A 16,670-nucleotide genomic window follows, 5' to 3' on the forward strand; every position below is an offset into this window, starting at 1 on the left:
ATGTTTCTTCACAACATATGCCTGAACAAAAGAAGTTATGCGTAAAGGAAGGGAAAATATTTCTGATCTACGTGATCGAAAGCATTCGATTCAGGGCAAGGAGTGCATTTTCCTGAATGGCTTTTGGCACCTTGATGACGCCTGAAGGTTCTCCTTTTTCAATTTGTTCCAGCGACCACAACAAATGCGGCAAATCAATTCGGTTCATTGTCAGGCAAGGGCACATGTCAGGGTTGAGTGATTCGATTTGTTTATCTGGATGCTCGTGAATGATCCGCTGAACAAGATTCATTTCTGTCCCGATTGCCCACTTGCTTCCCGCCGGAGCCTGATTGATTGTGTCGATAATATATTTCGTTGATCCGTTATCATCGCTTAGTGTCACGACTTCGTGTGAGCATTCCGGGTGCACAATGATCTGAATGTCGGGGTCTCGCTCTCTCATATCATGGATATTTTTAGTGGTGAATTTCTCGTGAACAGAGCAATGCCCTTTCCACAAAATCACTTTCACATTCGTATGCCCGGATTCAGCTACTAATTCATCTTTCATCGGGTCCCACACAGCCATATCTTCAAGCGCAATGCCCAGATCATAAGCCGTATTTCTCCCTAAATGCTGATCAGGCAAAAATAAAATTCTTTTTTTCTGTGTAAACGCCCATTCAAGCACTTTTTTCGCATTCGAAGAAGTCACAGTTGCTCCGCCATGCTTTCCGACGAATGCCTTGATCTCCGCAGTGGAGTTCACATAAGTTAAAGGTATGATCGTATCTCCAAATATATGCTGAAGCTTCTTCCATGCCCTATTGGTCTGCTGCATGTCAGCCATGTCAGCCATAGAACATCCAGCTCTCATATCCGGCAGGACGACCGTTTGCTGCTCGCTTGTCAGCATATCGGCGGTTTCTGCCATAAAGTGAACACCGCAAAATACGATATAATCCGCATCTTTGTTTTTTTCCGCTACTTGGGCCAATTGCAGGGAGTCGCCTGTTTGGTCAGCAAATTGCATCACTTCATCCTTTTGATAATGATGGCCTGGTATAAAGAGCCTGCTGCCGAACTTTTTCTTAATGGCGGCAACGCGCGTTTCCATATCCTTTCTCGATAGTTCTTTATAACTTTCGGGCATCATATCATTCGATTGTTTGATCACATCAAGAATTGACATAATGGCATTCCTCCACAGATTCATTTGATAACGTAACATCCATACTGATATCTAAACTTTTGACGGAATGAGTCAGAAATCCTAATGAAATATAATTCACACCCGTCCCTTTAAAAGCAGGCAAAGATTCTAACGTAATCCCGCCGGAGGCTTCAGTTTTTATATGATCCGGTGTGAGCTTTGCAAAATGACGGACCGTATCAGGCGGACAGTTGTCAAACATAATAACATCCGCGCCAGCTGCAATTGCTTCCCGCAGCTGTTCCTCCGTTTCAATTTCCACCTCGATATTTACCATGTGCCCCGCGGCCTGACGGGCTTTTTTGCACGCCTCTAAAATAGAACCGCATGCTGCGATATGATTATCTTTAATCATGATGCCGTCATACAAACCGAATCGATGATTATACCCGCCGCCGGCTCTGACAGCATATTTCTCCAGCATTCTGAGCCCCGGTGTTGTTTTTCTCGTGTCACAAATTTTAATCTGTTCATCATCCAGACACCGAACAGCCTCTTTTGTCATTGTCGCAATTCCTGACAGCCTCTGAATAAGATTTAATACAACCCGCTCTCCTGAAAGGAGCGCAGCTGCGGGACCGTGTAACTCGGCAATCACTTCACCTTTATGCAACATGCCCCCATCTGATTTGCGTAATATGGTTCGAACATTTTCGTCCAATAATGAAAAGCCTTCTTTTATGATCGCTGCTCCTGCAAAAATACCCTCTGACTTTGCAACGATCTCCGCTTCACAGCTCTGTTCTCCAAAAATAGACTGCGATGTAAGATCCCCTGTCCCAATATCCTCAAGAAAAAAGTGATTCAGTAATTTTTTCAGCTGTAAATGATTCATTGTTCCAAATCCCTTCGTTTTTTTTGATCTTCGTTCCTTTTTTTGTATGGACAATTTGTTTTCCTTGCCAGCTCACCTCAGCATGAGGAAAATCGGTGCGGAAGTGAGCCCCTCTGCTTTCCTCCCGCAAAAGCGCAGAAAACGTCATCAGCTTTGCAGTTTGCCATAGATGAGAAAGTTCCATCTGCCGAATTGTGATGTCCTTCACATTCATTTTTTGAAAAGGCAGCGTATGAAGCCAGATGCTAAGCTCAATCAAACTGCTTTGTTCCCGCAGAATAGACATGTGGCTTGTCATTTTGCTTTGCAGTTCATACACCTCTATATCCGGCACCTCGTAGACGACACTGGTTTCTAGCCCTGATTGATATTGCCTGTTATAAACCGGTTTTTGGATAATATGCTCTGCTGCCCTTTTTCCAAATACCAGCGCTTCCAATAAAGAATTGCTTGCAAGCCGATTTGCTCCATGTAAACCGGAGCATGCTGTCTCGCCAATCGCATAAAGTCCCGGCACTGTCGTTTCTCCCCAGCGATTAACTGAAACACCTCCCATTAAGAAATGCATTCCCGGAGCAACAGGAATTTTTCCGCTGTGGATATCAACCCCTGCTTTTTCACAAATAGCGGTGATAGTAGGGAAACGCGTTTCAAAATCAGAAATCGCACTGAAGTCTATATAAACGCGATTTCCTTTTGCCATTTCTTCGTGAATAACCCGTGAGACAATATCTCTTGGAGCCAGGTCACCTAAAGGATGCCGTTCAGCCATAATCCTGCGGCCGTTTTCGTCTACTAAACATCCGCCTTCCCCTCTGACAGCTTCTGAAACAAGCCCGTAGGAAACACCATTTTTCACAAGCAGTGTCGGGTGAAATTGAGTAAACTCCAAATCCGTTAATTCCGCCCCGGCCCGGTAAGCCAGAGAAAGACCGTCACCTGTGACAGTGGGATCATTCGTATGGTGAAGAAACAGGTTTCCACAGCCGCCGGCAGCCAGCACAACTTCGTCTGCGTGCCTTACCTTGAGCCGCCCTTTGCTGTCTTTTGTCATGACGCCGATACATCGTCCGTCCTCTATAAGCAAATCTGCTGCCGTTTCATTCTCGATTAACTTGATTTTGCTGTTGATCCGTTTGAGCAAATAATCGATAAGCAGCCTGCCTGTTGCGTCTCCGCCTGCATGAAATATGCGGTTGTATGAGTGGGCCCCTTCTCTTCCAAGACAAACACCGCCTCGTTCATTGCGGTCGAATGGAAATCCACGCTCCAATAGGCTTTGAACCATCATTTTTCCATCATGTAAAACGTCTGCTGCAATAGCTAGATTATTATGGCCGCACCCTGCATATAACGTATCCTCCAGATGGGCTTCAATCGAGTCATCTTTTGCATAGGCCGCAGCAATCCCGCCTTGTGCATAGACAGAATTGCTGTTTTTGACGCTTTTTTTTGTGATAATAGTCACTTCGTATGATGGCGGGAAAGCTGCAGCAAAGGAAAGTGCCGCCGCCCCTGAACCGATGACTGCAATCGTCTTTTTAGACATATGCCACCCTCCTGTTGTTTACACCTGTCTTGACATCTATATTTACACAAGGATAAAATAAACTCAAGAGTTTTTTATGGAGAACGGATGGAGGAAGACCGGATGATTTATTTAGATTATGCAGCGACAACGCCTATTTGTGAGGAAGCCCTTACCGTATATCAGAAGCTTAGTATGGATATGTACGGAAATGCCAGCAGCCTGCATGATGCAGGAGGAAAAGCAAAGCACATACTGGAGTACTGCCGTGAAAAAATCGCCAACATCATTGGCGGAGAAGCAAGCGGCATCTATTTTACAAGCGGCGGCACTGAATCCAATTTTCTGGCCATTCAATCATTGCTAAACGGCCTGCCAAAAACAAAAAGACATTTTATTACGACTGCCATGGAGCATCAGTCCATTCATAATTGCGCTGCTTTTTTGAAACAGCAGGGATATGATGTAACAGTCATTGAACCGAATGAATACGGGCTTATTATTGAGGAAATATTACTAGCCCATATCCGGCCGGAAACAGGTCTTGTATCTATTCAGCATGCCAATTCTGAAACCGGGATCATTCAGCCCATTCAACGCCTGTCTTCATACCTGCACAATAAGGGGATCTTTCTTCATTGCGACGCTGTTCAAACGTTTGGAAAGATCCCGATCAATACAAAAAATCTGGGAGTAGATGCTCTCTCAATGTCCAGCCATAAAATCCACGGTCCTAAAGGAGTGGGGGCTGTCTATATCCGGCCGGATGTCCCTTGGAAACCCGTTTATCCTCTGACTACCCACGAATACGGATTCAGAGCCGGCACCGTAAATGTTCCCGGGATCGGTGCCTTCACTGCCGCTGCAGAATTGATCGTAAGCGAAATGGAAAAACAGATATCCCGCAATGAGGCATTAAGAACATACTTTCTAGACCAAATCCGTATTCGGTCTCTCCCTGTAACCCTTGCGGCAGACACTTCGCAAGCAGAATGTCTTCCGCATATTATAGGGTGTTTTTTTCACTCATTTGAAGGACAATATGTTATGTTAGAATGTAATCGGAGTAATATTTGCATTTCAACCGGCAGCGCTTGTTCTGCAGGTTACCACGGTCCGTCTGAAACAATGAAAGCATTAAGAAAAACCGAACAAGAAGCTCTGCAATTTATCCGCATCTCTTTTGGCAGGCATACAACAGCTGAACAGCTGAAACAGTTATTACATACGTTTACAGTGCTTTGGGAACAAAAGAAAGGAGAATTTGATATTGACCGAAGAATTAAAGCTAATGGGCGCCAACAGGCGTGACCAGCTTCTTCTGTGGCTGAAGGAATCTAAATCACCGCTGACAGGAGGAGAACTCGCAAAAAAAGCGAACGTTTCAAGACAGGTTATTGTACAGGATATATCGCTCTTGAAAGCGAAAAATGTACCGATTATCGCCACAAGCCAAGGATATGTATACATGGATGCAGCCGCTCAGCAGCACCAGCAGGCAGAAAGAATCATAGCATGTCTGCACGGTCCTGAACGGACAGAAGAGGAACTGCAGCTCATCGTCGACGAAGGCGTTACAGTAAAAGACGTAAAAATCGAGCATCCCGTATATGGAGATTTAACTGCAGCCATCCAAGTAGGCACCCGGAAGGAAGTTAGCCATTTCATCAAAAAAATCAATTCTACGAATGCTGCCTACTTATCACAGCTGACCGACGGCGTGCACCTGCATACATTGACAGCACCTGATGAACATCGCATCGATCTAGCCTGCCAAGCCCTCGAAGAAGCCGGCATTTTAATTAAAGACTAAAAAAAGCCCTCTAGTGGGCTTTTTTTATAATTGGTAAGACTGGTATGCACCCAGAAGCCTCACTTTGCAGCCGAGCGCTTCAAGCTCCTGCATGGCTCCTGGAATCAATACATCATCAAACGCTTTCTCAATATCAATAATAAAGAAATAATGGCCTAATCCGGTTTTAGTCGGACGTGACTCAATTTTTGACAAGTTTAAATTTCTCCAAGAAAATGCAGACAGCACTCTATGCAGCGCCCCGGACTGATCATCCTGCGGCAGCATGACCATTAAGGTCGTTTTGGGCCTAGAACTCAATTTTGAATTCACTTCAAAAGATATGTTTTCATCAGGAGACAGGATAACAAATCTTGTATGATTGTCCCTATAATCCTGTATATCCCGTTTCACGATTTTTAATTCGTATGTAGAAGCTGCCATATCATTGGCAATGACCCCGATATTCAGCTCGGGATGGTCACTGACAAACTTTGCTGCCGCCCCGGTAGAATTGGCGTATTCATATGGAACGGAAGGAAAATGTCGATGAAGAAATTTATGGCATTGCGCAATCGCGTGTGAATGTGAGTAAATTTTGTCGAGCTCTTTCCATGCATTCTCTCTAGAGGGATGGACGAGCAAGTGCTGATGAATCGGCAACGTCATTTCACCCACGATTGGCAAGGGCTGTTCATGTATTAAATAGTCTATTGTTAGATTAACAGATCCTTCTAAAGCATTTTCCAAAGGAACAAAAGCAAAATCAACTTCGCCTGCAACGGCTGCATCTATACACTCCGGAATGGTGCGGTAAGCAACATGTTCGGCGCCGTTTTGAAAACAAGAACTGACTGCTAGATGTGTAAATGTAGCTGCTGGACCTAAATAACCGACTTTCATGACGATTTTCTCTCCCTTATGCACCTGAACCTAATATTTCAACCTTTTCTACAAAATCAAACTTCCTGAGCTTATTCATTAATGTATGAATGTCTTCTTCCATTGCCGACGTACTGATAGACAGTGTCACATTTGCTCTGCCTTGAAGCGGAATGGTCTGGTGAATGGAAAGAACGTTGCTTCCAGAATCAGCTACCGCCTGAAGAAGCTGAGATAACGCACCTGACCTATCCTCCAAATGAAAGAAAAGTGTGATAATTTGTTCTTTTACCATGGTGTAGAATGGAAAAACAGCATCCCTGTATTTATAAAACGCACTTCTGCTTAAATCGACCTTTTGAACGGCATCTGCTACTGAATCTGCTTTTTTTCGATCAAGCAGCTTTTTGACTTCTAATGTTTTTCTCATTGCATCGGGCAATACATCTTCACGGACAAGATAAAATGTCTCCTCTTTCATTTGCATCCCCCCTTTAAAATAGAGAGCCTGACACCAGGCTCTCTTTTCAGCCAACATTCATTAATCAATAAATTCAAATTCAAATTCCAGAAGCCTGATTATATCTCCATCCTTGGCTCCGCGTTCTCTGAGTGCTTCATCAACACCCATTCCGCGCATCTGTCTTGCAAACCGTTTAACCGATTCATCACGTGAGAAATCAGTCATCTTGAATAACCGCTCAAGGCTGTCTCCTGAAAGCACAAATACACCGTCTGGATCGCGTGTAATGTTAAATGGCACTTCTTCATTTTCCATCGTGTACATCACACGGTTTTGTGTAAGCTCTTCCTCGTCATACAGCGGGAACTCCGGCGTGTTCTCAAGCTGATTGGCAACCTCAAACAGAAGCTCACGCAGACCTTCTCTTGTCACCGCACTGACCGGGAATACCGGATAATCATCCGTTAGCTTTTCTTTAAAGGCTTCAAGATTTTCCGCAGCCTGCGGCATGTCCATTTTATTTGCAACGATAATTTGCGGACGCTCAGTGAGACGCAGATTGTACTCGCTCAGCTCCTGGTTAATCGTAAGATAATCATCATATGGATCACGGCCTTCTAAGCCTGACATGTCAATGACGTGAACAATAACCCTCGTCCGTTCAATATGGCGCAAAAACTGGTGGCCAAGTCCGACGCCTTGGTGTGCGCCTTCAATCAGCCCCGGCAAATCGGCCATGACAAAGCTGCGTCCGTCATCCGTTTCAACCATGCCGAGATTTGGGACAAGCGTTGTAAAGTGATAGTCCGCAATTTTCGGTTTTGCAGATGAGACAACAGACAGCAAAGTAGATTTTCCCACACTCGGGAACCCGACAAGTCCGACATCTGCAAGCACTTTTAATTCAAGAACAATGTAGCGTTCTTTTCCCGGCTCGCCGTTTTCTGAAAGCTGAGGCGCGGGATTAGCCGGTGTAGCAAAGCGGCTATTCCCTCTTCCTCCTCTTCCGCCTCTTGCAATGACAGCCCGCTGTCCGTGCTCTGTTAAATCAGCGATGACCTGTTTTGTATCATCGTCTGTCACAACGGTGCCCGGCGGAACTTTAATGACCATATCATCAGCATTTCGCCCGTGCTGGTTTTTGGACATGCCATGCTCGCCGCGAATCGCTTTAAAGTGTTTTTTGTATCTAAAATCCATCAGGGTGCGGAGACCTTCATCTACTTCAAAAACGACGTCTCCTCCCTTTCCTCCGTCACCGCCGGCAGGGCCGCCTTTCGGCACATATTTTTCACGGCGAAACGCAACCATACCGTTGCCGCCGTCGCCGCCTTTTACATATACTTTGACCTGATCTACAAACATAATGTCCTCCGTTCTAAACCGTTAAAAACTCCGCTAGTCCAACCCAATCTCAATCAGACATTCGTGACTCGTGATTTCAAAACGCATGATATCAACGTCCTCATATCCATTCTGCCGAATATCATCAAAAGCAGATGGATCGGCAAAGGCGCCGTGAAAATCAAGGTACAGAATCAGCTGTCTGTCAGGATGATCCGTTTGAAGCGAAACCGTTAAATGATTTTCACTCTCTCTGCTGACTGCTTGATCAAACAGATGAAACAGCTTTCTCATCAGTTTCGCCAGCTTTTGATCATAAGCCGACAAATCCTTAATTTCTCCGAGAACTTCATATTCAAGCGTCATATAATGGGTTTTCCAATTAAACGTAAGAAAATCAAACGCCAAATGCGGTGTTTTCAGGTTTGAGAGCTTTGATTCGTGCTTTGCGTCTATAACCATTTCTTCAATCATTTCAAAGACACGGTCATACTTCTGTAAGCTTAAGTTTCCTTTAATCAGCTGCAGCTTATTCATCCAATCATGCCGGGAATGGCCAAGCAGATGAATCAGTTCGTTTGTTAATGCCGTGTCGCTTATATTTTCTTCTTGATTTTTTGAAACATCCTTCATTTTCGCACTCCCAATCATTTAATTTCTTATTTAGGAGTCTGTATAAGTGTGTATTATGAATTATAACAGAGAAGGCTTTGTTAGAAAAACAATTGTTTTCCCAGAAATATCATGTTCCTTTTTTCTGGCTTTGGTTGATTTGCAGCCAGGCAGAACATTTTATGTATTACTGCTTGGGGAACATATCCAGTGGGTTTGAGATATTTATTCTCATTCTTGGCGGGGTCTGCTCGCACATACTCTGCATTTCATTCTAGGTGTTTACTCCGCATATTGCAAAAAAAACTCCAGTCATCATCGACCGGAGTTTTTTGAATCATTATTGAGCTACAGGATATACGCTCACTTTTTTGCGGTCACGGCCGAAACGTTCGAATTTAACAGTTCCGTCGATTTTCGCAAATAGAGTGTCATCTCCGCCGCGGCCCACGTTTTCACCTGGGTAAATTTTTGTTCCGCGTTGACGGTAAAGGATAGAACCGCCTGTTACGAATTGACCGTCAGCACGTTTAGCACCTAAACGTTTAGCCTCAGAGTCACGTCCGTTCTTTGTAGAACCTACTCCTTTTTTAGAAGCGAAAAACTGAAGATCTAATCTAAGCATGTAGCTCACCTCCTATATTATGTTTGTGGTCACACGCAAGTTGTCTTTGTAATCCCGTTCGATTGTCTCCAGCGAAACAATCATGCCTTCAATCAGCAGCTGAGCTTTTTGGCGTGCCTCTGGATCAAGAGATTCAGGGAATTCAAAATAAAAATAACCCCCGTCCTCCCCTATATCAAGAAGCGGCTCGAAGCCCGCGAGCACAATGACCGCGTTAACGGCTCCAAACACAACGGCTGTCACTCCGGCACAAACAAGATCTTGTCCATGTTCAGCAAAATTCGCATGGCCCGTCATTTCAAAAGACAATATGCCTTTATCATGAGACCTTCTGATTGTTGCCTGAATCATGCTTACGCGTTGATTTTTTCGATCGTCACTTTAGTGTAAGGCTGACGATGACCTTGTTTTTTATGAACGTTTTTCTTTGGTTTGTATCTGAAAACAGTGATTTTTTTCGCGCGGCCTTGTTTTTCAACTTTAGCCGTTACTGTTGCGCCTTCAACTGTAGGGTTGCCGACTTTCACGTTGTCTCCGCCAACAAACAAAACGTCTTCAAAAGTAACTGTTTCACCTGCTTCAGCAGCAAGTTTTTCGATGTAAACAGTTTGGCCTTCTTCAACTTTGATTTGTTTACCGCCTGTTTTAATGATTGCGTACATTCTCTGCACCTCCTATTAGACTAAGACTCGCCAGATACCAGGGGGCTGTAAAAGCTCTTAACACCTGTACTGAGCGGTTGTAGCAATGGTGCTACATCCATAACATTAAAAAATATACCAAAATACAAGGCGTTTGTCAATCAGTTTTAGTAGGGCAGAAGCAGTTCCTCCATGGAAGAATTCGTCCGCTTATCGGCAAAGTAAGCGTGCAGCACTTCATTCTCGTCAAGCTGGCTGAGCTTTTGGCCTGATTTTTCTATAATAATCGGATGCTTACAGCCACGTTTGAACTCGGCCATCACATGATAGACTTTATCCTCCGCCTTTACTGTCAGCGGCAGAAGTTTCTCAAGCTCCCTGTTTTTTCCGTAATACCTTTCGAGGAGAAATCTCACATGGATATAGTGCCTTTGCCGATATTCCTCAAACAAGGAAACAGCCAGAAAGACAAACAAAACCCATGCGCTGATTTGCAGAGGAATCACGAATAAAACCCAGCACCCGAGCAACAGGCAGAAGCAGAGCGACGTTTTTAGATTAAGCCGGTGAGCCTTTTGAAAAGGCAGCTGTTTGGAAAACAACAAAAATAACAGTTTTCCTCCATCCAGCGGCCAGATCGGCAGTAAATTGACAAATAAGATAGAAAGATTATAAAAGGTGAAGAGTTCAAAGGTATGCTGATGAATCACTGAGACTTCTGCAAGCATCCAGGCGGCAAACTGAAGCCAGATGTGCTGAAGAGGGCCGGCAATAATGACCGCAAACTCTTCCTTTAACGGCCGATTCCCGTGCTCTTCCACTTCGACCGTTCCCCCAAACGGCAGCAAAAAAACACGCTTGATTCTCCAAGAAAAAAACACAGCCAGAGCAGCATGCCCCAGCTCATGAATCAATACAATCAGGAGCAGACAAAATAATGCTTTCATATGGCCTGTGAGCAAGCCCAGCGCCGCGATAATCCAAAGAAAAGGATGCACATGGATCTTTAAGATAAGGTCGAGCCATTTATTCAAATGAAATCACCTGAATCGGATCAATAAATTTATCGCCGTCTTTCATGGCAAAATAATAGACCCCTTTATTATGATCATCAAGCTTAATCGAACCGAGCTTTTTGCCTTTATCCACAAAATCATATAAAGCAACATCCACATCTTTGAGCTCGCCATAGATACTATAGGTGTTGTCAGCATGCTGCACCTTAACCGTCAGTCCCGTTTGGCTGTCTTTGCTGACTTCAACCACATAGCCTTCTTTTACGCTATCAATCTTATCACTGCTTGTTTCGACTTTAATTCCTTCCCCATTGTCCTGAAAATCCTGCTGTACTTTCCCGGATGCAGGCGCGATCAGATCTTTGCCTACTTCAATCTGCTGTTCCTTATTTTTGTGTTCAGGAGCCAGGAAAGCAAGCGGATTTCCGAATTTGGTTTCGAACCAATGGCTTGCTGAAGCAAATTGAAATTCAGTTTCAAAGGTTTTGGCTACGGCGGGTTTAATCTGACTGACGGGTCCAATGTTTGTTTTATAGGCTATAGCTGAAACGAGAACAAGGCAGGCCGACAGAAGACATTTCAGGATAATTGAATCTGTTTTCACCAATGGGTGTTTTCCGTTGAATGTTGGCATGTTATCTTCGTAGACCGGAAGTGTTCCATGCTTTTCCTGATCCGTTACCATCACCCAGGACGGGGGTTTCTGCTTTTCAGAAACTGTCTGAGTAGAGAAACGTTTTGAGCCGGAAAGCTGCTTTCTTCTTTTCTCTAATCGTTTTCTGATTTCATCTGCTCTGTGACTCATTGCCATCATCCTTTGCATTCGTTGGGTTTGTACATCATATGTCTTGTCCATGGCAAATATTCGGTTTAGTCAAGAACAAAGCAGGCAAAAACAAAAAAACCTGACACAGCATATGCTTTGTCAGATTCTTCTCTTTGATTCTATCACATTAAGATCTTACTCCGAAAAATGACTTAATCTTAGCCATCATTCCTTTGTTTTGCTCTTCAAGCACCTGTAAAGGAACAGATTCACCTAAGATGCGGCGGGCAATATTGCGATATGCAATAGAAGCGCGGTTTTTCGGGTCCATCGCAATCGGTTCACCATGGTTGGAAGCTTTGATGACTTCATCATCATCAGCCACGATTCCGAGCAAATCGATCGACAGATGCTGTACGATTTCGTCGATATCCATCGTGTCACCGTTTTTCATCAGGTGATTTCTGATTCTGTTTACAACAAGCCGCGGCGATTCAACATTTTCTTCTTGCTCCAGCAGCCCTATAATACGGTCAGCATCACGAACAGCTGAGATTTCAGGCGTAGTGACCACAATCGCTTTATCAGCTCCGGAAACGGCATTTTTGTACCCTTGCTCGATTCCGGCAGGACAGTCTATGATGACATAGTCAAATTCCTGTTTGAGCTCTTGGACCATGTTTTTAATTTGTTCAGGAGCAACAGCTGTCTTATCGCTCGTTTGAGCAGCGGGCATTAAATAGAGCAGATCATCGAAACGTTTGTCTTTTACGAGCGCCTGATGCATTTTGCATCTGCCCTCTACAACGTCTACCAGATCGTAAATAATTCTATTTTCAAGACCCATTACAACATCAAGGTTGCGCAGTCCTATATCAGTATCTACTAAGCATACACGCTTCCCTAAAATGGCTAAGGCGGTACCGAGGTTCGCAGATGTTGTTGTCTTACCTACTCCGCCTTTTCCCGAAGTTATTACGATAGCCTCACCCAATTCACATTCCTCCCTCAAGCCTTGTTAGATCAGGTCTTAAATGAGCCAAATGTTGAAGGCGTTCAATGACCATATTTCCGTCTGTATCTAAATAAGCACATTCCATTTCGTTCCCTTTTTGAATGTGGTCTGGGGAGCGATTTAACACATGATTGATTCTTAATTGTGTCGGAAGCATTTCAGAGGCGGCGATGACCGCTTGATTATTTCCATTAAATCCGGCATGCGCGATTCCTTTCAGTGAGCCCAGAACAAAAATGTTCCCTCCGGCCCTGACTGTTCCGCCGGGATTCACGTCACCGATCAGGAGCAAGTCGCCTTTTACCTGCAGCACTTGGCCTGAACGGACAATTTTTGATACAGAAATAATTTCGGCTTCCTCTCTAATCTGCTGTGCTTCTTTTTTAGTAATGACTTCACTGTCAATAGAATGAACAAACAAATCTTTCTTTGACGCAATCAATTCGGTTAGCTGTTCCTCTTGCTCCTTATATAAAAGGCGATTTCCCAGCTTAACATGAACACTGATTTTCTGGCCTTTTCCATCGGTATATTGTTCAATTGACAGCATATTCTGAAGACCATCGAGAAGCTCATCAAAAGAACACGCATCATCCAGATGCAATGTTAGTCCATTCTTTGTTCCTTTTATTGTTACATATTGCTGCTTTTTGGTCTTCACAATATTCACCTCAACAACATACTCATTTCGTCAAAAAAAGATAAAATCCTTTTTACTCATCTCTCAATTCTTTCTTTAGACTCATAAAAAACAATCTAAATGGCAGAACAAGAATAAGAGCTGCTGCAATATTTAATAAAATTGTCGGTATAAACCGGTCAAGCACAAATCCGTTAAACGTCATAATGTCTTTATGAATCAAAGACTGAATGCCGAATACGTAAAATTCGAGCAGACAGACAGCCAGAACTGCTATCAATATCACTACAAATGCGTTTGTATGCAACACTTTAAACGCTTTTGAAGCCAAATAGCATAGCCCTGCAAAACCAAACATGTAAACGCCTAATAGACTTGTATAGTTCATGTCATATAGAAAGCCAAAAATAAATCCGTAAATCATCGCGTGTTTTTGGTTGATAAAAGCCGACATGAATATCAATACAAGCATCAAAAAACGCGGGGCGAGCACTTGGTCATCTGTAACGAAAGGAAAATGCACCAAATCTGTAAAAATGCTTTCCGCAGAAAAAACAAGCATCATAACGAAAGGGAGAAGGAAACGTTTCACGATCCTTCCTCCTCTGTATCGACAGTCGGCACGTCACGGTTAACAACGATCACATTATTTAAATCTGTAAGGTCAGCCGCAGGTTTTACATAAGCAACCTTCGTTAATCCATAGGAATCTGACTCGATATCAGTCACTTCACCGATTGTCAGCCCTTCTGGGAAAACACCGCCTGTCCCTGATGTTTCAATAAGATCGCCTTTTTTCACGTCTTGTTTATCCTTACGCTCAATAATTGTCATCTTAAGACGTTTTTTCTCTTTGTCATATCCTTCGATCAAGCCGTAGCCTTTGCTGCCTTTTTTTCCGGAAATTTTTGTCGCGACTCTGTTATTGCGGTCAGTATCGCTTAAAAGCTGAACAGCAGACGTAAAATTGTTAAGTCCGGAGCTTTTGATCTTGCCGATTAATGCGCCTTTTTCGTTTGTAACGGCCATATCTTTCGCTACGTTTTGCTGAGTCCCCTTGTTAATGGTGACCTGTTTCGCCCAATTATCAGGGCTTCTGGCGATGACCGTTGCTAAAATCGGCTTGTAATCTTTAATCGATTTGACATGGCCAAGCTCGTCACGCAAGGATTTGTTTTCTTCTTCAAGCTCTTGAAGCTTGGCTTCATATTGTGTCTGTCCGTCAAGTTTTTCTCTTAGACGCTCGTTTTCTTTGTATGTGTTTTTTAAATCATTGATGTTCTCAAATATTCCTGCAAAAAATTCGGCAGGCGTATGAAAAATATTTTGAAATACTCCCGTCGTATCGCCGATCACTTTCTCAGGCCAGGTGGTATTGCGGCCGCCCTTCAGCGAAAATCCAATCATAGCCACCAATATGATAATACACAGAAGTAATAGCATTAACCGCTTATTCGGCATCGTGTTACACCTCTTCTATTGAACTCCCGATTATCTAGTTTTCCCTTTGAAAAGATGGATGTGCTCCAGTGCTTTCCCTGTTCCGATCGCTACACAATCAAGCGGATCTTCGGCGATAAGGACCGGCATTTTTGTTTCTTCGCTGATGACTTTGTCCAAATTGCGCAAAAGCGCTCCGCCGCCGGTTAACACTATACCTCTGTCCATGATATCTGCTGCAAGCTCAGGCGGTGTTTTTTCGAGTGTGCTCTTCACTGCTTCGACAATTGTAGATACAGTGTCGCGTAGAGCGTTAGAAATCTCTTTTCCTGTAATTTCAATTGTTTTCGGCAAACCTGTCAGCAAATCGCGGCCGCGGATTTCCATGTTGTCGGATTCTTCAGGAGCTTCTGCAGATCCGATTTCCATTTTAATCGCTTCAGCTGTACGGTCACCGATCATCAGATTGTACGTTTTTCTGATGTAGTTGATAATCGCGTCATCCATCTCATCACCGGCTACACGGATTGACTGAGACGTTACGATGCCTCCGAGGGAAATAATCGCAACTTCTGTCGTACCGCCCCCGATATCAACAACCATGCTTCCAGTCGGTTCCCAAACTGGCAGATTGGCTCCGATTGCTGCGGCAAAAGGCTCTTCAATCGGATACGCGTCACGCGCTCCCGCCTGTCTTGTCGCATCGATAACAGCGCGTTCTTCAACAGCTGTAATGCCTGATGGGACACATACCATTACATATGGTTTTCTGGCAAACATGCCTTTATTTTTTATGGCCTGATTGATGTAATATTTCATCATCGTCGCCGTTGTTTCATAATCAGCGATAACGCCGTCTTTCATCGGGCGAAGAGCCACCACGTTGCCCGGTGTCCGTCCAATCATATTTTTCGCATCATTTCCGACAGCGACAATCGATTTCGTATCCGTCTGCAAAGCGACAACTGACGGCTCTCTCACAACAATTCCTTTTCCTTTTACAAAAACAAGCGTATTCGCAGTTCCAAGATCTATACCAAGGTCTCTAGCACCAATTCCAAACATATGTATGTATCTTCCTTTCTTAAAGCAAAAATACCCTAAAGGGAAAAACTCATAAACTCTATTATAGCTTAATTCGACGAAAAAAAAAGTGTTACAAATATCCTTTTTCCTTTAAACTCACAAATTTTTTATCCCCGATCACCAAATGGTCAAGCAGCTCGATGCCAATCAGGTTTCCGCATTCAAACAGCCGTCTTGTCACTTCAATATCTTCCCTGCTCGGCGTCGGATCTCCAGAAGGATGATTATGAACACAGATAAAGGAAGCGGCAGATCGTTTAAACGCTTCTTTAAACACCTCTCGCGGGTGGACAATAGATGAATTCAGGCTTCCGATAAATACGGTGCGTTTATGGATGACTTGATTTTTTGTATTTAAGTATAAACAGACAAAATGCTCCTGGGTTAAAAAGCGCATATCCTCCATGACAAGATTAGCGCCGTCTTCCGGGGAGCGAATAACGAAATGTTCTTCGTTGGCTAATTTATGAATTCGGCTTCCAAGCTCAACTGCTGCCAGTATTTGAATCGCTTTTACCATACCGATTCCCGGGATGCTTGACAGCTCTTCAACCGATGCTTCCTTGAGCAGGCGCAGCCCGTCAAATGAGCGCAGCAGCCGGTTTGACAGGTCCAAAACAGATTCGTGTTTAGTCCCTGTCCGCAATAATATAGCCAAAAGTTCATGATTCGCTAAGTTCTCGGCTCCGACTTTCAGGAGCCGTTCCCTTGGCTTTTCTTTCATTGGGAAATCTTTGAGTTTTAATGGCAGATCGTGTATGACCAAGCACTCCTTTTCTTTCCCTTCCCG

The 16,670-nt window shown here is 43.9% G+C and carries 21 protein-coding genes and 1 other annotated feature; of the genes, 3 read left to right on the forward strand and 18 right to left on the reverse strand.

Annotated features, from left to right (window positions below; genetic code table 11):
• Positions 1-67: 67 nt before the first annotated feature.
• From nadA to nadB, 3 genes are read right to left on the reverse strand one after another with little or no spacing between them, the layout of a single operon-like run.
• A complete protein-coding gene (gene nadA / locus NSQ09_RS19675; protein WP_017696338.1) occupies positions 68-1,174 on the reverse strand; it encodes a quinolinate synthase NadA in 1,107 nt (368 codons plus the stop codon).
• Entirely contained in the window at positions 1,161-2,030 is an 870-nt protein-coding gene (gene nadC, locus NSQ09_RS19680) for a carboxylating nicotinate-nucleotide diphosphorylase (protein ID WP_017696337.1), read from the reverse strand. Before nadC ends, nadA begins: the two co-directional genes overlap by 14 nt.
• Positions 1,984-3,579, reverse strand: coding sequence for an L-aspartate oxidase (gene nadB / locus NSQ09_RS19685; RefSeq protein WP_017696336.1), 1,596 nt, complete (start codon positions 3,577-3,579; stop codon positions 1,984-1,986). The genes nadC and nadB overlap by 47 nt, the downstream gene beginning before the upstream one ends.
• A 102-nt stretch (positions 3,580-3,681) precedes the next feature.
• Here nadB and nifS point away from each other — a divergent pair, with 102 nt between their 5' ends.
• Both nifS and NSQ09_RS19695 read left to right on the forward strand, forming a co-directional pair.
• A complete protein-coding gene (gene nifS / locus NSQ09_RS19690; RefSeq protein ID WP_017696335.1) occupies positions 3,682-4,869 on the forward strand; it encodes a cysteine desulfurase NifS in 1,188 nt (395 codons plus the stop codon).
• Positions 4,829-5,371 carry a transcription repressor NadR gene (locus NSQ09_RS19695; RefSeq protein ID WP_017696334.1) on the forward strand — a complete coding sequence of 181 codons (543 nt, stop codon included), beginning with the start codon at positions 4,829-4,831 and terminating at the stop codon, positions 5,369-5,371. The genes nifS and NSQ09_RS19695 overlap by 41 nt, the downstream gene beginning before the upstream one ends.
• Before the next feature lie 24 nt (positions 5,372-5,395).
• Here the strand turns inward: NSQ09_RS19695 and pheA are convergent, their stop codons facing one another.
• The 4 genes from pheA to spo0B are packed head-to-tail and all read right to left on the reverse strand — an operon-like array spanning position 5,396 to position 8,672.
• Entirely contained in the window at positions 5,396-6,253 is an 858-nt protein-coding gene (pheA, locus tag NSQ09_RS19700; protein WP_004398512.1) for a prephenate dehydratase, read from the reverse strand.
• Positions 6,254-6,269: 16 nt separating this feature from the next.
• A complete protein-coding gene (gene thrR / locus NSQ09_RS19705) occupies positions 6,270-6,713 on the reverse strand; it encodes a transcriptional regulator ThrR (RefSeq protein WP_003222630.1) in 444 nt (147 codons plus the stop codon).
• Between the two features lie 60 nt (positions 6,714-6,773).
• Entirely contained in the window at positions 6,774-8,060 is a 1,287-nt protein-coding gene (obgE, locus tag NSQ09_RS19710; RefSeq protein ID WP_017696333.1) for a GTPase ObgE, read from the reverse strand.
• 33 nt (positions 8,061-8,093) lie between these two features.
• Entirely contained in the window at positions 8,094-8,672 is a 579-nt protein-coding gene (gene spo0B / locus NSQ09_RS19715; protein WP_004399131.1) for a sporulation initiation phosphotransferase Sop0B, read from the reverse strand.
• Positions 8,673-8,727: 55 nt separating this feature from the next.
• Between spo0B and NSQ09_RS19720 the strand changes: the two genes are divergently transcribed.
• Complete coding sequence (locus tag NSQ09_RS19720; protein WP_129093560.1) at positions 8,728-8,871, forward strand: hypothetical protein; 144 nt, start codon at positions 8,728-8,730, stop codon at positions 8,869-8,871.
• Positions 8,872-8,991: 120 nt separating this feature from the next.
• Here NSQ09_RS19720 and rpmA read toward each other — a convergent pair whose 3' ends face one another.
• From rpmA to radC, 11 genes are all read right to left on the reverse strand, one after another.
• Entirely contained in the window at positions 8,992-9,276 is a 285-nt protein-coding gene (gene rpmA, locus NSQ09_RS19725; protein ID WP_003222623.1) for a 50S ribosomal protein L27, read from the reverse strand.
• A gap of 12 nt (positions 9,277-9,288) precedes the next feature.
• A complete protein-coding gene (locus tag NSQ09_RS19730; RefSeq protein ID WP_003229669.1) occupies positions 9,289-9,627 on the reverse strand; it encodes a ribosomal-processing cysteine protease Prp in 339 nt (112 codons plus the stop codon).
• A gap of 2 nt (positions 9,628-9,629) precedes the next feature.
• A complete protein-coding gene (gene rplU, locus NSQ09_RS19735) occupies positions 9,630-9,938 on the reverse strand; it encodes a 50S ribosomal protein L21 (protein ID WP_003229668.1) in 309 nt (102 codons plus the stop codon).
• Between the two features lie 13 nt (positions 9,939-9,951).
• Positions 9,952-10,027: a sequence feature (ribosomal protein L21 leader region), on the reverse strand.
• Positions 10,028-10,084: 57 nt separating this feature from the next.
• The gene (spoIVFB, locus tag NSQ09_RS19740) at positions 10,085-10,951 is read right to left on the reverse strand and encodes a stage IV sporulation intramembrane metalloprotease SpoIVFB (RefSeq protein WP_014480452.1); all 867 of its coding nucleotides are present in this window, start codon (positions 10,949-10,951) and stop codon (positions 10,085-10,087) included.
• Positions 10,944-11,738, reverse strand: a complete 795-nt coding sequence (spoIVFA, locus tag NSQ09_RS19745) for a stage IV sporulation protein SpoIVFA (RefSeq protein ID WP_004398684.1) — start codon at positions 11,736-11,738, stop codon at positions 10,944-10,946. Before spoIVFA ends, spoIVFB begins: the two co-directional genes overlap by 8 nt.
• Before the next feature lie 148 nt (positions 11,739-11,886).
• Positions 11,887-12,693 carry a septum site-determining protein MinD gene (gene minD, locus NSQ09_RS19750; protein ID WP_014664846.1) on the reverse strand — a complete coding sequence of 269 codons (807 nt, stop codon included), beginning with the start codon at positions 12,691-12,693 and terminating at the stop codon, positions 11,887-11,889.
• A gap of 1 nt (position 12,694) precedes the next feature.
• Complete coding sequence (gene minC / locus NSQ09_RS19755) at positions 12,695-13,375, reverse strand: septum site-determining protein MinC (protein WP_042975117.1); 681 nt, start codon at positions 13,373-13,375, stop codon at positions 12,695-12,697.
• 52 nt (positions 13,376-13,427) lie between these two features.
• Positions 13,428-13,946 (reverse strand): rod shape-determining protein MreD, encoded by a 519-nt coding sequence (gene mreD / locus NSQ09_RS19760; RefSeq protein ID WP_004398811.1) that lies wholly within the window; start codon positions 13,944-13,946, stop codon positions 13,428-13,430.
• Positions 13,943-14,815 carry a rod shape-determining protein MreC gene (gene mreC, locus NSQ09_RS19765; RefSeq protein ID WP_009967915.1) on the reverse strand — a complete coding sequence of 291 codons (873 nt, stop codon included), beginning with the start codon at positions 14,813-14,815 and terminating at the stop codon, positions 13,943-13,945. The genes mreD and mreC overlap by 4 nt, the downstream gene beginning before the upstream one ends.
• A gap of 30 nt (positions 14,816-14,845) precedes the next feature.
• Complete coding sequence (mreB, locus tag NSQ09_RS19770) at positions 14,846-15,859, reverse strand: cell shape-determining protein MreB (protein ID WP_003229650.1); 1,014 nt, start codon at positions 15,857-15,859, stop codon at positions 14,846-14,848.
• 91 nt (positions 15,860-15,950) lie between these two features.
• On the reverse strand, positions 15,951-16,646 hold the full coding sequence (gene radC, locus NSQ09_RS19775) for a RadC family protein (protein WP_003246034.1): 696 nt from the start codon (positions 16,644-16,646) through the stop codon (positions 15,951-15,953).
• Positions 16,647-16,670: the final 24 nt, after the last annotated feature.

The sequence above is a fragment of the Bacillus sp. FSL W8-1202 genome, from assembly GCF_038006165.1.
Classification (GTDB): Bacteria; Bacillota; Bacilli; order Bacillales; family Bacillaceae; genus Bacillus; species Bacillus subtilis.